Below are 17120 nucleotides of genomic sequence, written 5' to 3'. Positions count from 1 at the left end.
GAAGATGTACTATTTTTATTGATAAAGATCTTTCATTTCTAACCAGAACAAGGAGTAATTAGGCTGATTTTTTAAAATTTCCAAGCTTTTTGTTGTGCTTCACTGAGGAAAGTCCAAGCAATAATTCGGCTAGTTTTTTGGCCTTGAGCCATATCGATGGTTTTGATTTCGACCACACTTACTTTGTTTAATGTTTTGTAAAGACTGGAAAGATTCTCTTTTTTAGATACCAAAGTTGTAAACCACAAGCACTGCATTGGATATTTTGCACTTTCGAAAATCATCTGGGTAACAAAACCTAATTCACCACCTTCACACCACAATTCAGCATTGTGACCACCAAAATTTAAAACAGGTTTAGCTTCACCTCGCTCGGCTGTACCGCGGGTAGTAGTTTTAGCATTTTCTAAATTGTTGATTTTTCGAACCGTGCTTTTCGTGGCTTCATCCTGTGATGCATGAAAAGGAGGATTACAAATAGTGAACGTGAATTTGTCTTCGGGAGTGATTATATTTTTAAAAATAAAACGCGATTCCGTTTGTTGCTGTAAACTTATGGCATCAATCAATTTTGGATTTTCTTCAATGATGGCACTGCAATTTTCAATTGCTTTTAAATCGGTATCAGTTCCTACAAAACTCCATCCGTACGCTGAATTACCAAGTATAGGATAAATGCAATTCGCACCTACGCCTATATCTAAGCCTTGAACGGTTTCTCCTTCAGGAATGATTCCGTTGTTGCTTGAAGCTAATAAATCTGCTATATAATGGATGTAATCCGCTCTTCCGGGAATGGGCGGACAAAGATAATTTTTAGGAATATCCCAGTTTTGAATGTCGTAATGGGACAACAATAATGCTTTGTTAAGCGACTTTACCGCATCGGGATTACTAAAATCAATTGTTTCTTCCAAAGCGTCTGGATTGTGCTTATTGGCGGAAACAAAAGGCTTTAATTCAGGGGATTTTTGAATTAGTTCCTCAAAATCATATCCAAATCTATCCAGATTTCTGGGATGTAAATTAGTCTTTTCGGTAATCGTTTTCGCTTTCATTTTTTTTATTTCGATGCAAATATAGGCATAACTATTTTGTAAAAGTACAAAGACGACTTTGACTCATTAAACAGATGAAAAAATGAACCACATAGAAACATAGAATTTAATTTAATTTTTGATTTAAATCTGTTCCGAACAGTCAAAATTTAGGTGACATAGAAAAAAAGCCAATGCTTTTTTTTCTATTGTGAACTCTTATCACTGTCAAAATTTATTTTTACAGGAATAAACACTATGTTTCTATGTGGTTTAAACTTCAATTTGTTTTAATGCGTTTGATCTGACTATGACCCATTAAACAGATCGAAAATAAATCATAAAATTAGAATATTGCCGTTTTTTAGAACCATAAAAACGGTTACTTTTATAAAACACACAAATAGTATGACTTTTATACCCGCTACTTTTCATTTCAAAAAGAGATACATAGTTTACAGTTTAATTTTTTTGTATATCGTAATGTGTCAGTCTTGTATGACGATGCGATTTTCGAATAAAGAGACATCAAAATTTTTTGCTCCATCAAAAATAGAATTTCAGGATAAAACAATTGCTTTTGAAGGCTATAAAATACATTATGTAGAAACGGGTAATGCGCAAAATCCGACATTGTTTTTTGTACACGGTTCGCCCGGAAGCTGGAATGCCTTCAAAGAATATCTTAAAGATACTTTATTGCTGAAAAAATACCGAATGATTGCGATTGATCGACCGGGTTTTGGATACAGTGATTTTGGTGATGCTCAAAATTTAAGGGTACAATCTCAAAGAATATCGGAGTTTATCAAAAAAATCACATGTGATGTAACGATTATTCATGGAACAAAAGATGTTTTGGTGCCGTACAGCAATGTTGCTTTTATGCAAAAAAAGTTTACCAATGCTAAATCAATCGATTCAATAACGATCAAAAAAGCGAATCATTTTATTCCTTGGAGTCATTATGAAATTATAAGAAATGTATTGTTGAACATGCAATAAAACTAATCCAGGCATTCCATCATTAATAGATCACCTTCATTATGTTCTATTGTTACGATTCCGTCTTTGAGGACGTGGTTGCTGCTGCCGGTTCTGTAACCAATAGTCAGACTATCATCTTTCAGCGGATAAAATAAATTATCAGAATGAATTCCAGTGACGTGACCTACAGGGATTAATGAAATAGGAGTGTTTGCCGTATACCATTTTTCGAATTTTTTAGGCAAAAGGAATACTTTTGAGTGATCGTCCAGAATGACAATTTTCAATAAATTTCTATATCTCGTAATGTTGGTAATATTGGTTATGGTATGATCAGCTCTTCGTCCGGTGGCCCAAACGACGTTTACAGCAGGAATTTTTCTTTCGATTAAATAGTCAAAAGCTTTTTCTAAATCGGTTTTATTCTGATCCGGAGTATGAATAATTTCGATGGGATATTGAGACGTTTTATAAATTTCTGGGTCAAATCCTCGGTCAAAATCTCCTAAAAGCACATCGACTTTGATGTCTAGTTCCATAACGCGAACCATAGCCGAATCTAATACGACCACGAGTGGTGACCATTCCAGTAATTGACCCAATAGTTCCGGGTTACAGGAAGCGCCATTGGCAATGATTAAAGCAGGTTCTTGGTCGTCGCGAACGATATGGTGTGAAGACATTGTGAATTATGAATTATGAATTATGGTGTAAAAGTAAATAAAAGTTCTCGTTTTATCTCTCACGTACTAGCCCGGATGGCAATGAAAACCAAAACAGGTTGTAAACTTTAGTTTTCCGGCAGTAGAAGAGCGACCAAAGGAAGCTCCTTATACGGTCTAGAAAACTGTTTAGAGCCTGTTTTTGGTTGTAATGAACAGCCGGATTAGCTCCTGATTATTCAATCGTGTAACTTCTAACATCAACTTCGCTAAGGGAGAAATAACCCAAAGGATAATTAACCGAATCCGTGGTGTTGATGATGTTTCCTCTTACGGTAGCAGGCGGAGATTGAAACGGTCCGCCACCATTATTTCCTGCAATACTCACTAATACACTCATGTAATTGTAGTATGCTTTTGAAATTCCGAAGTGGATTATTTCAATTTTATCGTCTTTTTTTAAATCATCATTTTGTGACATACTGAAAAATTCGTTTCCGTTGAAAAACTCATCTTGGTCAACATAAAAATTTGATTTTGCTTGGTTTGAATACACATATTTGTACAGGTAATAATTGGTTTCACCCGCTGGATCTTGGTAGAATGTTTTAATTTCAATGTCAGTCCCTGTAAAACCGCCTTGATTGTTTTGAACAATTTTTGTGATTGGCGTAACGGGTTTTAGTGTATCGGTTGCGGTATACGTATTGCCATTGCTGATAACTGTCAGTGTATAGGTTTCGTTGATTACCGGTATAAAAGTAACGCAAGTATATTCGCCGGTATTTGCAATTTCCGAAAAAGTAAAAACCACATTAGCACTATTTTTTATAGACACTGTTGCTCCGGAAACTTTTGGAATAGTTGTACCGTAAAATCCAGTTGTTGTAGTCAGTTTTATTTTTTGTTGATTTCCCGAAGTTCTTTTTTTCCAATTAATTGCTGCTTCAATTACCAGTTTTGGTGGAGCATTATCTAAATCTACTTCGACAACATCTTCGCAACTTGCCGAAAAAATAGCGATGAGAAGTACCAGATATAGTGTTATTTTTTTCATGGTTTTATTTTTTATTTAGTTGCCTTGTAGAATGCTAAGCTTAAAATTTAAAGTTATAGCTCACCGCTGGAACTACACCAAATATCGAAGTTTTTACAGCTTCATTGATTCCTGTATCTGTATTTTGTCTAAAATTAATAGAAGCGGCATTTTTCCGATTGTACAAATTGTAAATGCTAAAAACCCATTCGCCTTTCCATTGGCGGTCTTTATTGCTTTTAGGAGTCAAAGTAGCGGCAATATCCAGGTGGTGGTAAGCGGGGAGCCGATTTCTATTTCTCAATCCATAACTGGGTAGATTGATGCCTAAGTATTCATATTGTCCAACAGGATATGTTACCGGTTGCCCGGTTTGCAGGGCAAAATTAGCTCCAAAAGACCATTTTTCATTTAGATTGTAGGAACTGGTTATTGCAATATTGTGCAGTTTGTCATATACGGAATTGTACCATTGGCCGTTGTTGATTCCGGTTTCGATTGAGGTTCTTCCCGGAGTTTGTTGCTCGGATTTGGATAATGTATACGATATCCAGCCATTAAATTTTCCTTCGTTTTTTCGGAACATGATTTCTAAACCATAAGATCGTAATTGCCCGTTCAGGATTATTTGCTCAATGGCTTTATTGGCAATCAAATTAGCACCATCAATATAATCCAAGCGGTTTTGCACTTCTTTATAATACGTTTCTACTTCAAGGGAATACATTCCTTCTTGAAAATTTTTAAAATAACCCAAAGCCACCTGATCTGCAATTTGGGGTTTAATGAAATTATCGCTTGGCGTCCAGACATCAAGTGGAGTTGGCGATGTGGTGTTCGAAATTAATTGTAAATACTGCACCATCCTGTTGTAACTTGCTTTTATGGATTGGTTGTCATTGATTTTGTAGGCCAATGAAAAACGAGGTTCCAGATAATTATAGCTTTGGATGACTTTATTTTTGTCGTAAAATTCAGTGTTAATTGGAGTTGCTTTTTCATAAATCTGTAATTCCGAATTGAAGAGAACCGGATTGTCATTTTCATAAATATTCACGGTAGATTGCCCTAAACGGTAAAATATACTGTATCGAAGTCCGTAGGAAAGGGCTATTCTGTCGGATATTTCGTGATCAGCGTTGATGTAAACTGCGGGTTCAAAAGCATATTTTTTATCCAATTGAGCAAAATTTATTCCGGAGTCCGTATCAGATGGCTTGATGGTTCCCGGATTGAATTCGTAATAAATTCCGTTTACTCCGTAATTCAATTTGAATATATCTGAAATATAATTCTTGAAATCGTATTTGATATTGTAATTTTTGATGCCGGAATCCCATTTGAACCCTACAAAATCCAAATCCAAACCGTAATAATAATCGCTGTAAATGAGCGATAAATTAGAAAATAATTTTTCAGAAAACAAGTGATTCCAGCGCAAGTTTAAAGTGGTGTTTCCATAAATATTGGTAAAACTTTTGTTCAGGCTGAAGACATCTCGGCCAAAATAACCCGATAAATACAGACTGTTATTTGTATCTAATTTATAACTCAACTTGGTATTTAGGTCATAAAAATAAGCGGAGTTGTTTTTTTGTTTTTCGGATAGCTTCAGGAATAAATGCGCATAGGAACTTCTGCCACCAATCAGGAAGGAACCTTTGTCTTTTACCAATGGTCCTTCGGCCAAAATGCGACTGGAAATCAATCCGATTCCTCCATTGACATGAAAATTTTTGCTGTTGCCGTCTTTTTGATAAATATCCAACACAGAAGAGGCTCTTCCACCATAACGAGCTGGAATTCCGCCTTTGTACAACTTCAAATCTTTGATGGCATCCGGATTAAAAACAGAGAAAAAACCAAAAACGTGGGAAGAATTGAATATGGTAGCTTCATCGAGCAGAATTAAATTCTGGTCGGCACCGCCACCACGAACATTAAATCCTGAAGCGCCTTCACCAGCATTTGTAACACCGGGCAGTAATAAAATAGATTTTAAAACATCGACTTCGCCCAGCACAACGGGCATTTTCTTGATCGCTGAAATGGAGAGTTTATTGACGCTCATTTCGGGTTTTTTGATGTCTATTTTGGTTTCATTATCCGTAATAACAACTTCTTTCAAGGCGGTTTCATCACTGAATAAATTAAAATTATTTTTTAGGTTTTGACTCAAGTCGATTAGCTCTTCCTTGGTTTGAAATCCCAAATAGCTGATTTGGACGTTATAGATTCCTTTTGGAACTGTGATGGAGTAAAATCCATATTCATTGGTAGTTACTCCGGTTTTGAGTTCAAGGATTACAATGTTGACGCCTATTAAAGTTTCGTTGCTGTTGGCGTCAATAATAGTTCCGCTTAGCGTAAATTTCTCTTGAGCGAAGCATGAAAAGGAGCATAGTAATACCACTAAAAAGGGAATAATTTTCTTTGGAGTCATTGTTTAAATTTTTCTAAATACAAAAATGCAAATTACATTAAATAGAACAGTATTTGACATATAACAACCGTTAAGGTATTGCTAAGGTAAAAAAAAAGACAACTGTTTCCAGTTGTCTTTTTAATATTATGTAGTAAAAAAATTAAGCTAGTTTAGCATCTAAATTTTCTTGTATCGCTGCTAAGAAAGCCTCGGTAGTCAAGTAATCTGCAGCAGTCAACCCTTCTGGTTTTACTAACATCGCTAAGTCTTTAGTCATTTTTCCGCTTTCAACAGTATCAATGCATACTTGTTCTAGAGTATGACAAAAATCAATTAAAGCTTGATTTTCGTCCAGTTTACCTCTGTGTTCCAATCCTCTTGTCCATGCAAAAATAGAGGCGATTGGGTTTGTTGATGTTGCTTTTCCTTGTTGGTGTTGTCTGTAGTGACGTGTAACTGTTCCGTGAGCCGCTTCTGCTTCTAGAGTTTTTCCATCAGGAGTAACTAATACTGAAGTCATTAATCCTAACGAACCAAAACCTTGTGCAACAGTGTCAGATTGAACATCACCGTCATAGTTTTTACACGCCCAAACAAAACCACCACTCCATTTCATTGCAGAGGCAACCATGTCATCGATCAAACGGTGTTCGTAAGCAATTCCTGCTTCAACGAATTGTGCTTTGTAGGTAGATTGATATACTTCTTCAAAAATATCTTTGAAACGTCCGTCATAGGCTTTCAAAATAGTATTTTTTGTAGAAAGATATAAAGGCCATTTTTTTGTCAAAGCCATTTGGAAAGAGGAATGTGCAAAACCGTAAATACTTTCATCCGTATTGTACATTGCCATTGCGACTCCGTCTCCTTTATAATCGTATACTTCCCAAGTTTGAGTTTCTCCTTCTTCAGGAACAAAAGTCATTGTTAGTTTCCCTTTTCCTTTGATAACAGTATCTGTAGCTTTGTATTGGTCTCCAAAAGCATGACGACCAATAACGATAGGCTGTGTCCAACCCGGTACTAAACGAGGTACGTTTTTCATGATAATTGGTTCACGGAAAACGGTTCCGCCTACAATATTACGGATGGTTCCGTTTGGAGATTTCCACATTTTTTTTAAACCAAATTCGGTAACACGGTCTTCATCAGGAGTAATTGTGGCACATTTAATACCAACATTGTATTTTTTTATTGCCTCAGCAGAGTCAATAGTGATTTGGTCATTACTAGCATCTCTGCTTTCCATTCCTAAATCGTAATATTTAATATCTAAATCTAAATAAGGAAGAATTAATTTTTCCTTGATAAAGGACCAAATAATTCGTGTCATTTCGTCACCATCCAATTCAACTACCGGATTAGCTACTTTAATTTTTGTCATAATGTATTGATATATGTAATTCTTATTTTTTAAATTTAGCTACAAATGTAATAAAACGTTATCGTAAAAGAAAATGCGTTTTCATTTGTTTAAAATGAATTGTCAAATTATTACTTTAGGATGGTCAAAATAAGAATATGGAAAATATATTCCTTATTTCTTGTCAAAAAATAAGTGCTTCAAATGCATTCAATTTTAATAAAATTGGTAGAATAGTATTGAATAGCTTGACTTTAAACCAAAAAAAAATCCTGACAACGTCAGGACTTTTATAATAAAGAGATATTTGACTATCTTCTTTTGTCTTTAATTTTAGCTTTTTTACCAGTAAGTTCTCTGAAGTAGAAAATTCTAGCTCTACGAACTGCACCTTTTTTGTTGATTTCCACTTTTTGTAAAGCTGGTAAGTTTACTGGGAAGATACGCTCTACACCAATAGCACCTGACATTTTGCGAATCGTGAACGTTTCTGTATTAGCAGAACCTCTTCTTTGAATAACAACTCCTTTAAAAAACTGAGTTCTTGTTTTTTCACCCTCTCTAATCTCGTAGTAAACAGTGATAGTATCTCCAGCTGCAAAAACTGGGAAATCTTTTCTTGTTACAAATTCGTCTTGAACGAATTTCATTAAATCTGCCATGATATTTTTTAATTATGGTTTGTATTAAGTCAACATTCACGGATCTCGCCAGAGGTTGAGCTAATGTGGGTGCAAAAGTAAATAAAAAAGTTTAAAGTTTAAAGTTTTTCTTGTTTAAAGTTTAGAAGTTCTTGAATACCACCTTTAAACCTTAAACTTCAAACAAATTTTAATCTTCCAACAAATCCGGTCGTCTGTTCTTCGTGTGTTCGTAGGCCATATCCTCGCGCCATTTGTCAATTTTGGCAAAATTCCCGCTGGTCAAAACCTCCGGAACTTTCCATCCGTTGTAATCTGCCGGACGAGTGTATATAGGACCTGATAATAATCCGTCCTGAAAACTATCCGTCAATGCGGAGGTTTCATCACTCAAAACACCAGGAATCAATCGGATCAATGCATCTGATAATACTAATGCTCCTAATTCACCACCACTCAAAACGTAATCACCAATAGAGATTTCCTTGGTAATAAAATGATCGCGTACCCGCTGATCTACTCCTTTATAATGTCCGCAAAGGATAATAATATTTTCATACATTGACATCGTATTGGCCATTTTCTGGTTTAGGGTTTCCCCGTCCGGCGACATGTAAATGATTTCATCGTAGGCTCTCTCGCTTTTCAAATGCGTAATACAGGCGTCGATAGGCTGTACGGTCATCACCATTCCGGCGCCACCGCCATAGGGATAATCATCTACGCTTTTTTGTCTGTTGGTCGTGTAATCCCGCAGATTATGAAAATGAACTTCCACCAGACCTTTGTCAATAGCTCGTTTCATGATCGAAGCCTCAAACGGACTTCGCAATAATTCTGGCAGAACAGTAACAATATCAATGCGCATAATTTTAAATCTTAGTTTGAAAAGGGTAAAGGTACAAAGATGCCAAGGTTTTCAAATAACCATTTAACCAATTCAGCGATTAAACTTTTCTTCAGGAGCTATTTCCAGCTTTACACTGTATCTTTCCTTGCTTAAAGAAAGCAAGAAAAGGATGCCGTTTCAATCTGGGCTAGGTGTTTGTCAAAATAGGATGTTTTAATTAATAATTGTATCAAACAAAGCAGCAGTATTTTTTTATGGTGCTTTCTAAACGCTATCATAAAGGAAATATTTGTTAAACATTGCGTTTAAAGGTTTGAAAATGAATGTTTGAAAATGAACGTTTGAATTCGTGTGTTGTAAGCTCTATTTGAAGGGGATTATTATGCTTTGAATTAGTAAACCCAACGAGTTACTTTTTTGTATCAAACGCTAGCAATTTTAAAACCTGTTATAAAACCAAACTTTATCTTTCAACGTATATAAACTAATATTTAATTATACAGTTTGCGGCGATGGGTAAAAAAATAGATAAATGGATTTATGTTTCTTTAGTTGTATTGTTTTTTACTAAATCATTTTCTCAATATGAATTCAGTAATGGAACTATACCCAAAGAAGTTTCATTGCACAATTACACTACAGTTGCAGATGTTGGTCAAAGAAATCTAGATATTCACTATGTTCTTGCCAACTTTAATTCATTTAATCCTAAAAAACTTCAAACTGAAAATGATGATTTAGGTTTTTCTCAAAATAATTTTTGGTCAAAAACGGAGCTTATAAACGCTAGTGATCGGACTTTGAATTATTATTTAGAAACGGCCAGACCTATAACGGATTTAGTAGAATTGTATTTTATTGATAGCACTTCGGGGAAAATCACCAAAATGGTAAGCGGTGATAATATGCCCTTTTCTGAGCGAAGTTTTGATAATCGTAAAACTATTTTTAAGATTAAAATTTTGCCAAATTCGAGGCAGCAATTATTTTTGCATCTAAAAAGTGATGGTGAAGTTGTCAACATGCCGGTCATGTTGTACTCTTCAGAAAACTTTATAAAGTTGATTTCAAACGAGCAGTTGTTTTTTGGTATATTCTATGGTATTCTGGCCATTGTTTCTATTATTTATTTATTCTTCTATTTTGCCTTACGCCAAAAAGCATTTTTATATTATAGTTTATATGTTGTTTTTATCGGCTTAATGCAGTTCTCTTTAGATGGTTATTTTTATGAGTTAATTACCCCTAAAGGCGGTTGGTTTTCGCTTCGTGCAGTGTTGCTTTTTGCGATGATTGCAGGTTTTTTGCTGGGCAAATACAGTGAAGTTTTTTTGAATATCAAAAAACATAATAAAATAATTTACTTTTTGTTTACTGTTCTTTATTTTTTAGCTTTTGTTTTAATTGTATGTATTTTATTTGTTCCTAAGGCTTTAGCTTTGTGTTATCCATTGGCAAACGTGCTGGGATTGCTGATTCTTATCTTGATTATAAGTTCTGTCGTGTATCTGTATTGTAAAAAAATACATGTAGATGGTTTTTTTACAATGGGTATTTTCTTTTTGGTGCTCGGCTTTGGCATTTTTATTCTCAATAACTTCAGTCAAATTCCCAATTCGTTTCTAACAGATAACAGCTCTAAATTAGGTACTGGTTTGGAAGTTATTTTTCTTTCCCTTTCTATGGCTAATTTGATTCGGAATCTTAAAAATGAAAAAGACAACCTCAATCGTCTTGCTTTGATTCGTTCTGAAGAAATGAATGATTTGAAATCTTATTTTTTATCCAATATTAGTCATGAATTACGTACTCCATTGAATGCTATTATGAATTTGATTGAGTCAATTTCTAATGAAGTTGAAGATGATACGATCAAACATAAATGCAAAATCATAAAGTATTCTTCGTATAGTTTATTGAGTTCGGTCAATGATATTCTTGATTTTTCTAAAATTGAAAAAGGGGAATTAAAACTGGAAAACAATCCATTTGATCCCGTACAGGTTTTAGAGTATTTAAATAATAATGCGATCAATATAGCGAATGAAAAGGGACTTGAGTTTCAATTTTCGAAATCAAAGAATATTCCTGATTTTTTGATTGGAGATGCTAATCGATTGGTTCAGATCGTTAATAATGTATTAAGTAATGCCATTAAATTCACCTTAAAAGGGTGTGTGAAGTTTACTATTGATGCGGAATTATTGCCCGGCAACAGGGCGAGCTTGATATTGACCATTTCAGATTCCGGGGTGGGGATTTCTCCTGATAAAAGGGAACGTATTTTTGATTCTTTTTATCAAAAGAGTAGTGATAATAAGAAAAAATTCAGCGGACTTGGATTAGGACTTTATATCGTGAAAACATTGGTAGATATGCAAAACGGAAGTATTAAAATGAATAGCGTGATTAATGTGGGAACCACCTGTGTCATGACGATTGATTTTGAGGTCTCTGAACAAAAAAAAGGCATAGGAACAACTGCTAAAATGGGAATTGAAAATGATTTAGAAGGGAAATCCATTTTAGTAGTTGAAGACAATCCTATAAACCAGATGGTGATCAAAATGATTACTAAAAAATGGTTGAATACCACAGTTATGTTTGCTAATAATGGTCAGGAAGGGATAATGGCATTGATTAAAAGTCAATTTGATATTGTACTGATGGACCTTCAAATGCCAGTGATGGATGGTTATGAAGCTACAATTGCAATAAGAAATGGAGCAGCAGGTATACACAATAGTCATATTCCTATTATTGCTGTAACAGCGGATGTCATGGAGGCCACAAAACAGCGGGTTAAGGAAATAGGAATGAATGATTATTTGTCTAAACCAATCAAAAAAGAAGTGCTATATGAGGCAATCAAAAAATTAGTTAACTAAATCGCAATCGTACATAAACGTGTTTGATTCCTTTTTTATCGGAGTCTCTTTCGTCAATTTCCAGAATATCGGTCAATGATTTCAACATTGGAGTTAATTTAGAAAAGCCATAATTTCTAGGATCAAACTCTGGTTTTTTCTTCACAATAAGATTTCCTACGTCACCGAGAAATGCCCATCCACTGTCATCACCTATGTCTTCAATGGTTGATTCTATTAATTCAATGGTGTGCAAATCAATTTTGTTCAACGTTTTTGGGGCAACTTTTTTAGGATCAGTGGCCGTTGGTTTTTTTGTTTTTTTCTTGATTGCGCCATCCAGAACCTCAATATAGATGAAGCGATCACAGGCGACAATAAATGAATTGGGTGTTTTTTGTTCTCCAATACCAATTACTTTCATACCGGATTCTCTAAGCCTAATTGCTAAACGGGTAAAATCAGAATCACTGGATACAATACAAAAACCATCCACTTTGTCAGAATATAATAGATCCATTGCGTCAATAATCATCGCTGAATCTGAGGAGTTTTTTCCTACAGTATAGCTGTATTGTTGAATAGGCGTAATGGCATGCTCTAATAAAACACTTTTCCATCCACCAGCATTAGGTTTCGTCCAATCAGCATAAATACGTTTGGTGGTTGGTGTGCCAAATTTAGCAATTTCTTCCATCATTCCTTTTACATTGCTGTAGGGAACATTATCAGCATCAATTAGAACCGCTAATTTTAACTCTTTTGTGTCCTGTGCCATAAACTTTAGTATTGAAATATTTATTCAAAGATACAATGTTTATTGATAAAACGATTTTGAATCAAAATCGTTTCAAAGTTTTGTGAGATATACTTTTTGTTGTGTTATTAGCAGGAATGAAGCATTTTTTTTTAGATAATGTAACAGATATCGCATATAGTAGGAAATTGTCAGGAATTATCGTTGTAATAAACTAAAAATAAATTTGTTTTCAAGTCCTTTATAAAATATAAATAATTATTTTTGCAACTTCTTAAAAATTAAAATTATTACTTAATATATTATGGTAAAAGATTTATTCGAAAGGATTCAAAACAATAAAGGACCATTAGGAAAATGGGCTTCACAAGCGGAAGGTTATTTTGTTTTTCCTAAATTAGAAGGTGAGTTAGGTCCAAGAATGCAGTTTGATGGGAAAGATATTTTGAATTGGAGTTTAAATGACTACTTGGGTCTTGCTAATCACCCGGAAGTACGGAAGGCAGATGCTGATGCGGCTGCACAATATGGAGCAGCTTACCCTATGGGAGCCCGAATGATGAGTGGACATACCAAATATCATGAGCAATTAGAAAATGAATTAGCTGCTTTTGTAAGCAAAGAGTCAGCATATTTATTGAATTTTGGCTACCAAGGAATTATGTCTACAATTGATGCATTAGTAACTAAAAATGATGTAATTGTGTATGATGTTGATGCACATGCTTGTATTATTGATGGTGTTCGTTTGCACATGGGAAAACGTTTTACATACCGTCATAACGATCTTGCAAGTATGGAAAAAAACCTGCAACGCGCCACAAAATTAGCTAAAGTAACTGGAGGAGGAATCCTTTTTATAACGGAAGGCGTTTTTGGAATGCGTGGACAGCAAGGAAAATTGAGAGAGATTGTGGACATGAAACAAAAATATAATTTCCGTTTGCTTGTTGATGATGCACATGGATTTGGAACACTTGGAAAAACAGGTGCCGGAGCAGGTGAAGAGCAAGGAGTTCAGGATGATATTGATGTTTATTTTTCCACTTTTGCTAAATCAATGGCTAATATTGGTGCTTTTGTAGCTGCGGATAAAGACATTATCGATTATCTTAAATACAACATGCGTTCTCAAATGTTCGCTAAGTCCTTGCCAATGATTCAAACAATTGGTTCTTTGAAACGATTGGAATTGTTGCGTAATCACCCAGAATTGAAAGACAAACTTTGGGAGAATGTTAATGCATTACAAAACGGATTACGAACCAGAAACTTTAATATTGGAGACACAAACACATGTGTTACTCCTGTTTATTTAGAAGGCAGTGTTCCGGAAGCTATGGTTATGGTGAACGATTTGAGAGAGAATTACGGAATTTTCCTTTCGATTGTAATTTATCCTGTTATTCCAAAAGGAATTATCTTATTGAGAATGATACCTACAACCTCACATGAATTATCAGATATTGAGGAAACACTAGTTGCTTTTGAAGCCATTCGTGAAAAATTAGTAAATGGAACCTATAAAGAGATTGCAACTAAAACAAAAGTTGATTTAGACGCTTAGTCTTATAAAATAAGTTATTCTAATCCATCCTGCTTTCTTTAGCAGGATGGATTTTTTTTATACTTAAAAAGAAGTGATATCTTTATACAACAAAAAACAAAGGGTATGAAAAAAGGGATTGTATTGGGTGTCATTTTTTTTAGTTTTTTAATTTCATGTCATAAAAGTAAACAGCTGGAAGAAGCCGCAAGTCCAAATGTTTCTATAGAAAAGGATGTTAAAGAGTCTATTCTGGAAGAATGTTACACCGGCGTTATAAAGAATGATACCATTTCTATGATTTTGAAAATAGAAAATGAGCAATATGTTTCAGGAAAATTAAGGTATAATTTCTATGAAAAAGATAAAAATAATGGGACATTAGTAGGAGAAATAAAAGGAGATACGCTTTATGCAGCGTATACCTTCATGTCCGAAGGGCTTGTGACTGTGCGGCAAGTTGTTTTCTTAAAAAAAGGGAATACTTATGTGGAAGGTTATGGCGATGTGGTTGATAATAAAGGGAAAGTAACGTTTAAAGATAGAAAGCAATTAAAATTTAATGTAAGTGTGGTGTTGTCAAAAGTAAATTGTATCCTTTGATTTATAATTTCCTTTTAAGAATTTAGCATGCAGGCATTTAAAACTAAAAATTCATCAGCAAAACTGATGAATTTTTTTAATTCAATACTTGTCAAATACTACAATTCTAACCGATACGTGCATCTTCGTTTGTGAATTAATGGATTAAAATGTTTCCACAAGTTTAGACTGGGAGCATTATCAGCTAATTCAGGGGTTCTAAAACAATTAACAATCCCTTTTTTTCGGAAAGTTTCATAGTATTCTTTAAAAATAATTGCGGTAACGGCTTTGTTTTGATATTCCGGCAATACGCCTATCAGATAGAAAATGACATCTTTGCTGTATTTTTTTGCCAATAGTAAATGTAGAAATCCAAACGGGAATAATTTTCCTTTGGATTTTTGTACTGCCTTTGCAAAAGAAGGCATCACAATGCTAAAGGCCACGATGTTATGATCTTTGTCTTCTACAAATTTTATAAATTCAGGATTGATAAAGCTGATGTATTTTTTCTTGAAATACTCTTTTTGAGTGTCGGAAATAGCCACAAATGACGATAGGGAAGCGTAGGATTTATTAAATAAATCAAACATTTTATCCACATGAGGCATGACCTCTTTAGTTGTTTTGAAATTAAGCGGACTTAACTGGTATCTTTTTTTGACTAAATCATTTGCTTTTTCAAAAAATTGTAGTTTTACGTTTTCAAAAGGAAATTTACTCTCAATATATTCTTTCTCTTTTACATAGCCCAATTGCTCAAAATGACGTGCATAATATTCATGGTTGTACCAAGTAATCATGGTTCCTATTTGGTCAAAACCTTCGGTCAGAATACCTACTTTGTCTAGATTTGAAAATCCCATCGGGCCTTCAACATGTTCTAAATTGTTTTTCCGTCCTAATTCATATACTTTTTCTAAAAGGGCTTTAGTTACCTCGATGTCATCAATGACGTCAAACCAGCCAAAACGCACTTTCTTTTTTTGCTGATCATTTACCTCACTCCAATTGATAATTGCCGTAATTCTGCCTACTATTTCGGTATTTCTTTTAGCAACATAAAAATAGGCTTCGGCAGTTTCAAAAGCGGGATTTTTTGTTTTATCAAATCCTTCCAGTTCTTCAGCAATTAATGGCGGAACCCAGTTTTTATTGTTTTTGTATAAAGAAAAAGGGAATTTGATAAAATCAGTTAATTCGCTTTTTGTTTTTGCTTCTTGTATGGTGATCATTGCGTAGGATTGATTCAATGTATAGTTACTGTTTTATTGAGGCACAAAACTACGAATATAATTAACTTATACATGAAAAAGTAAAAAAAGGCCATATTATTCCTTTGTGTGAAGGACTCGTATTTTAGGTTTTTATTGGTAAGGAATATGTCACGGATATTTCTATCACTATTGCTGTATTTGAGTTTGTCGATGAAGAGCTGGTTTTTCCTTGCGGATTGGCGTTGTATAAATAGTTAAAATAGTATATTTATAACTCAAAACTAAAACTAAGATTTTATGGAATTATCCTGGACTGAATTCGAAAAAGTAGAGATGCGTATAGGAACAATTCTGGCAGTGAATGATTTTCCCGAAGCGAGAAAACCAGCGTATCAGCTCACAATAGATTTTGGTTCCGAAATTGGAATCCGAAAAACATCCGCACAAATAACGAAACGGTACCGGAAAGAGGATTTGCTAGACCGACAGATTGTTGCCGTAGTCAATTTTCCTAAAAAACAAATTGGAAAATTTAGTAGTGAATGTTTAATTTTAGGAGCAGTTGGTCAGGAAGGGGACGTGATTTTACTGGCGCCGGATTTCAAAATTCAAAACGGATTGCGAATTGGCTAATTTGTGAAAGGAATTCTTGCAATCAACTGTAAATTAATTTTCTATAACAAAAAAGTCCAAAAATCAGATGGTTTTTGGACTTTTTTATTGGTAAGTAAGGAACTAAATATTAAATATCATCAAATTCTATATCGGTAAAAGTTGATGTTTGCGGTATGATTTCATCTTCTGATTTCTCAGAGGCATATTCTTTTTTGAAATCTTTTTGGTGTCTTTCTGATATTACTTCGTCGCCTTTGTGGTTCAAAACATAAGAAGTCATTTCGCCAAGAATTTCTGCAAAAGCAGCAAAATCTTCTTTGTATAAATAGATTTTATGTTTTTTGAAATGGAAAGATCCATCTTCTTCCGTAAATTTCTTGCTCTCAGTAATGGTAATGTAATAATCATCTGCTTTTGTCGCTCTCACATCAAAGAAATACGTTCTTCTTCCAGCTCTTAAAACTTTAGAAAATATCTCTTCTTTTTCTAACATGTCATGTTCTCTCATAATCCTTTCTGTCAATTTATGGTT

The 17120-nt window shown here is 34.3% G+C and carries 15 protein-coding genes; 5 read left to right on the top strand and 10 right to left on the bottom strand.

All coding sequences use genetic code 11. The features are described from left to right. Window positions 1-71 precede the first annotated feature (71 nt). On the bottom strand, window positions 72-1058 hold the full coding sequence (rlmF, locus tag EKL98_RS07630) for a 23S rRNA (adenine(1618)-N(6))-methyltransferase RlmF (protein ID WP_126561953.1): 987 nt from the start codon (window positions 1056-1058) through the stop codon (window positions 72-74). A 387-nt stretch (window positions 1059-1445) separates the two neighbouring features. Here rlmF and EKL98_RS07625 point away from each other — a divergent pair, with 387 nt between their 5' ends. Beyond that, entirely contained in the window at window positions 1446-2042 is a 597-nt protein-coding gene (locus tag EKL98_RS07625; RefSeq protein ID WP_126561952.1) for an alpha/beta fold hydrolase, read from the top strand. Between the two features lie 2 nt (window positions 2043-2044). Here EKL98_RS07625 and EKL98_RS07620 read toward each other — a convergent pair whose 3' ends face one another. The 6 genes from EKL98_RS07620 to trmD all read right to left on the bottom strand — a co-directional run bounded on the left by EKL98_RS07620 (window position 2045) and on the right by trmD (window position 9019). Beyond that, window positions 2045-2707 carry a thiamine diphosphokinase gene (locus EKL98_RS07620; RefSeq protein WP_126460203.1) on the bottom strand — a complete coding sequence of 221 codons (663 nt, stop codon included), beginning with the start codon at window positions 2705-2707 and terminating at the stop codon, window positions 2045-2047. Window positions 2708-2921: 214 nt separating this feature from the next. Further along, entirely contained in the window at window positions 2922-3743 is an 822-nt protein-coding gene (locus EKL98_RS07615; protein WP_126561951.1) for a DUF4249 domain-containing protein, read from the bottom strand. A gap of 40 nt (window positions 3744-3783) precedes the next feature. Then, window positions 3784-6165 carry a TonB-dependent receptor gene (locus EKL98_RS07610; protein WP_126561950.1) on the bottom strand — a complete coding sequence of 794 codons (2382 nt, stop codon included), beginning with the start codon at window positions 6163-6165 and terminating at the stop codon, window positions 3784-3786. 142 nt (window positions 6166-6307) lie between these two features. Further along, entirely contained in the window at window positions 6308-7531 is a 1224-nt protein-coding gene (locus tag EKL98_RS07605) for an isocitrate dehydrogenase (NADP(+)) (RefSeq protein ID WP_126460212.1), read from the bottom strand. A gap of 290 nt (window positions 7532-7821) precedes the next feature. Next, on the bottom strand, window positions 7822-8172 hold the full coding sequence (gene rplS / locus EKL98_RS07600; protein WP_126454599.1) for a 50S ribosomal protein L19: 351 nt from the start codon (window positions 8170-8172) through the stop codon (window positions 7822-7824). 169 nt (window positions 8173-8341) lie between these two features. Beyond that, the gene (gene trmD / locus EKL98_RS07595; RefSeq protein WP_126460215.1) at window positions 8342-9019 is read right to left on the bottom strand and encodes a tRNA (guanosine(37)-N1)-methyltransferase TrmD; all 678 of its coding nucleotides are present in this window, start codon (window positions 9017-9019) and stop codon (window positions 8342-8344) included. Between the two features lie 494 nt (window positions 9020-9513). Here trmD and EKL98_RS07590 point away from each other — a divergent pair, with 494 nt between their 5' ends. Continuing rightward, window positions 9514-11889, top strand: coding sequence for a hybrid sensor histidine kinase/response regulator (locus tag EKL98_RS07590; protein ID WP_126561949.1), 2376 nt, complete (start codon window positions 9514-9516; stop codon window positions 11887-11889). Here EKL98_RS07590 and EKL98_RS07585 read toward each other — a convergent pair. Beyond that, complete coding sequence (locus EKL98_RS07585) at window positions 11882-12646, bottom strand: NYN domain-containing protein (protein ID WP_126454595.1); 765 nt, start codon at window positions 12644-12646, stop codon at window positions 11882-11884. The two genes, EKL98_RS07590 and EKL98_RS07585, sit on opposite strands and share 8 nt — an antisense overlap. A gap of 283 nt (window positions 12647-12929) precedes the next feature. On the opposite strand from EKL98_RS07585, the gene EKL98_RS07580 reads away from it, so the two are divergent. Both EKL98_RS07580 and EKL98_RS07575 read left to right on the top strand, forming a co-directional pair. Continuing rightward, complete coding sequence (locus EKL98_RS07580; protein WP_126561948.1) at window positions 12930-14192, top strand: aminotransferase class I/II-fold pyridoxal phosphate-dependent enzyme; 1263 nt, start codon at window positions 12930-12932, stop codon at window positions 14190-14192. 105 nt (window positions 14193-14297) lie between these two features. Then, complete coding sequence (locus tag EKL98_RS07575; protein ID WP_126561947.1) at window positions 14298-14774, top strand: hypothetical protein; 477 nt, start codon at window positions 14298-14300, stop codon at window positions 14772-14774. 98 nt (window positions 14775-14872) lie between these two features. Here EKL98_RS07575 and EKL98_RS07570 read toward each other — a convergent pair whose 3' ends face one another. Beyond that, window positions 14873-15991, bottom strand: coding sequence for a GTP cyclohydrolase (locus EKL98_RS07570; protein WP_126460228.1), 1119 nt, complete (start codon window positions 15989-15991; stop codon window positions 14873-14875). A gap of 279 nt (window positions 15992-16270) precedes the next feature. Between EKL98_RS07570 and EKL98_RS07565 the strand changes: the two genes are divergently transcribed. Then, window positions 16271-16606, top strand: a complete 336-nt coding sequence (locus EKL98_RS07565; RefSeq protein WP_126460231.1) for a tRNA-binding protein — start codon at window positions 16271-16273, stop codon at window positions 16604-16606. A 109-nt stretch (window positions 16607-16715) separates the two neighbouring features. Here the strand turns inward: EKL98_RS07565 and EKL98_RS07560 are convergent, their stop codons facing one another. Next, entirely contained in the window at window positions 16716-17096 is a 381-nt protein-coding gene (locus EKL98_RS07560; protein ID WP_126460233.1) for a PUR family DNA/RNA-binding protein, read from the bottom strand. Window positions 17097-17120 lie beyond the last annotated feature (24 nt).

The organism is Flavobacterium bomense (genome assembly GCF_003970355.1).
The sequence above is the reverse complement of the archived record's forward strand: the minus strand, read 5'-3'. Positions and strand labels throughout refer to the sequence as shown.

Excerpts from the sequence above, each read along its gene's own strand:
- rlmF (WP_126561953.1), bottom strand. The coding sequence starts at position 1,058 with ATGAAAGCGAAAACGATTACCGAAAAGACTAATTTACATCCCAGAAAT.
- EKL98_RS07605 (WP_126460212.1), bottom strand. The coding sequence starts at position 7,531 with ATGACAAAAATTAAAGTAGCTAATCCGGTAGTTGAATTGGATGGTGAC.
- EKL98_RS07560 (WP_126460233.1), bottom strand. The coding sequence starts at position 17,096 with ATGAGAGAACATGACATGTTAGAAAAAGAAGAGATATTTTCTAAAGTT.
- EKL98_RS07585 (WP_126454595.1), bottom strand. The coding sequence starts at position 12,646 with ATGGCACAGGACACAAAAGAGTTAAAATTAGCGGTTCTAATTGATGCT.
- EKL98_RS07580 (WP_126561948.1), top strand. The coding sequence starts at position 12,930 with ATGGTAAAAGATTTATTCGAAAGGATTCAAAACAATAAAGGACCATTA.
- trmD (WP_126460215.1), bottom strand. The coding sequence starts at position 9,019 with ATGCGCATTGATATTGTTACTGTTCTGCCAGAATTATTGCGAAGTCCG.
- rplS (WP_126454599.1), bottom strand. The coding sequence starts at position 8,172 with ATGGCAGATTTAATGAAATTCGTTCAAGACGAATTTGTAACAAGAAAA.
- EKL98_RS07610 (WP_126561950.1), bottom strand. The coding sequence starts at position 6,165 with ATGACTCCAAAGAAAATTATTCCCTTTTTAGTGGTATTACTATGCTCC.
- EKL98_RS07615 (WP_126561951.1), bottom strand. The coding sequence starts at position 3,743 with ATGAAAAAAATAACACTATATCTGGTACTTCTCATCGCTATTTTTTCG.
- EKL98_RS07570 (WP_126460228.1), bottom strand. The coding sequence starts at position 15,991 with ATGATCACCATACAAGAAGCAAAAACAAAAAGCGAATTAACTGATTTT.
- EKL98_RS07590 (WP_126561949.1), top strand. The coding sequence starts at position 9,514 with ATGGGTAAAAAAATAGATAAATGGATTTATGTTTCTTTAGTTGTATTG.
- EKL98_RS07620 (WP_126460203.1), bottom strand. The coding sequence starts at position 2,707 with ATGTCTTCACACCATATCGTTCGCGACGACCAAGAACCTGCTTTAATC.
- EKL98_RS07565 (WP_126460231.1), top strand. The coding sequence starts at position 16,271 with ATGGAATTATCCTGGACTGAATTCGAAAAAGTAGAGATGCGTATAGGA.
- EKL98_RS07575 (WP_126561947.1), top strand. The coding sequence starts at position 14,298 with ATGAAAAAAGGGATTGTATTGGGTGTCATTTTTTTTAGTTTTTTAATT.
- EKL98_RS07625 (WP_126561952.1), top strand. The coding sequence starts at position 1,446 with ATGACTTTTATACCCGCTACTTTTCATTTCAAAAAGAGATACATAGTT.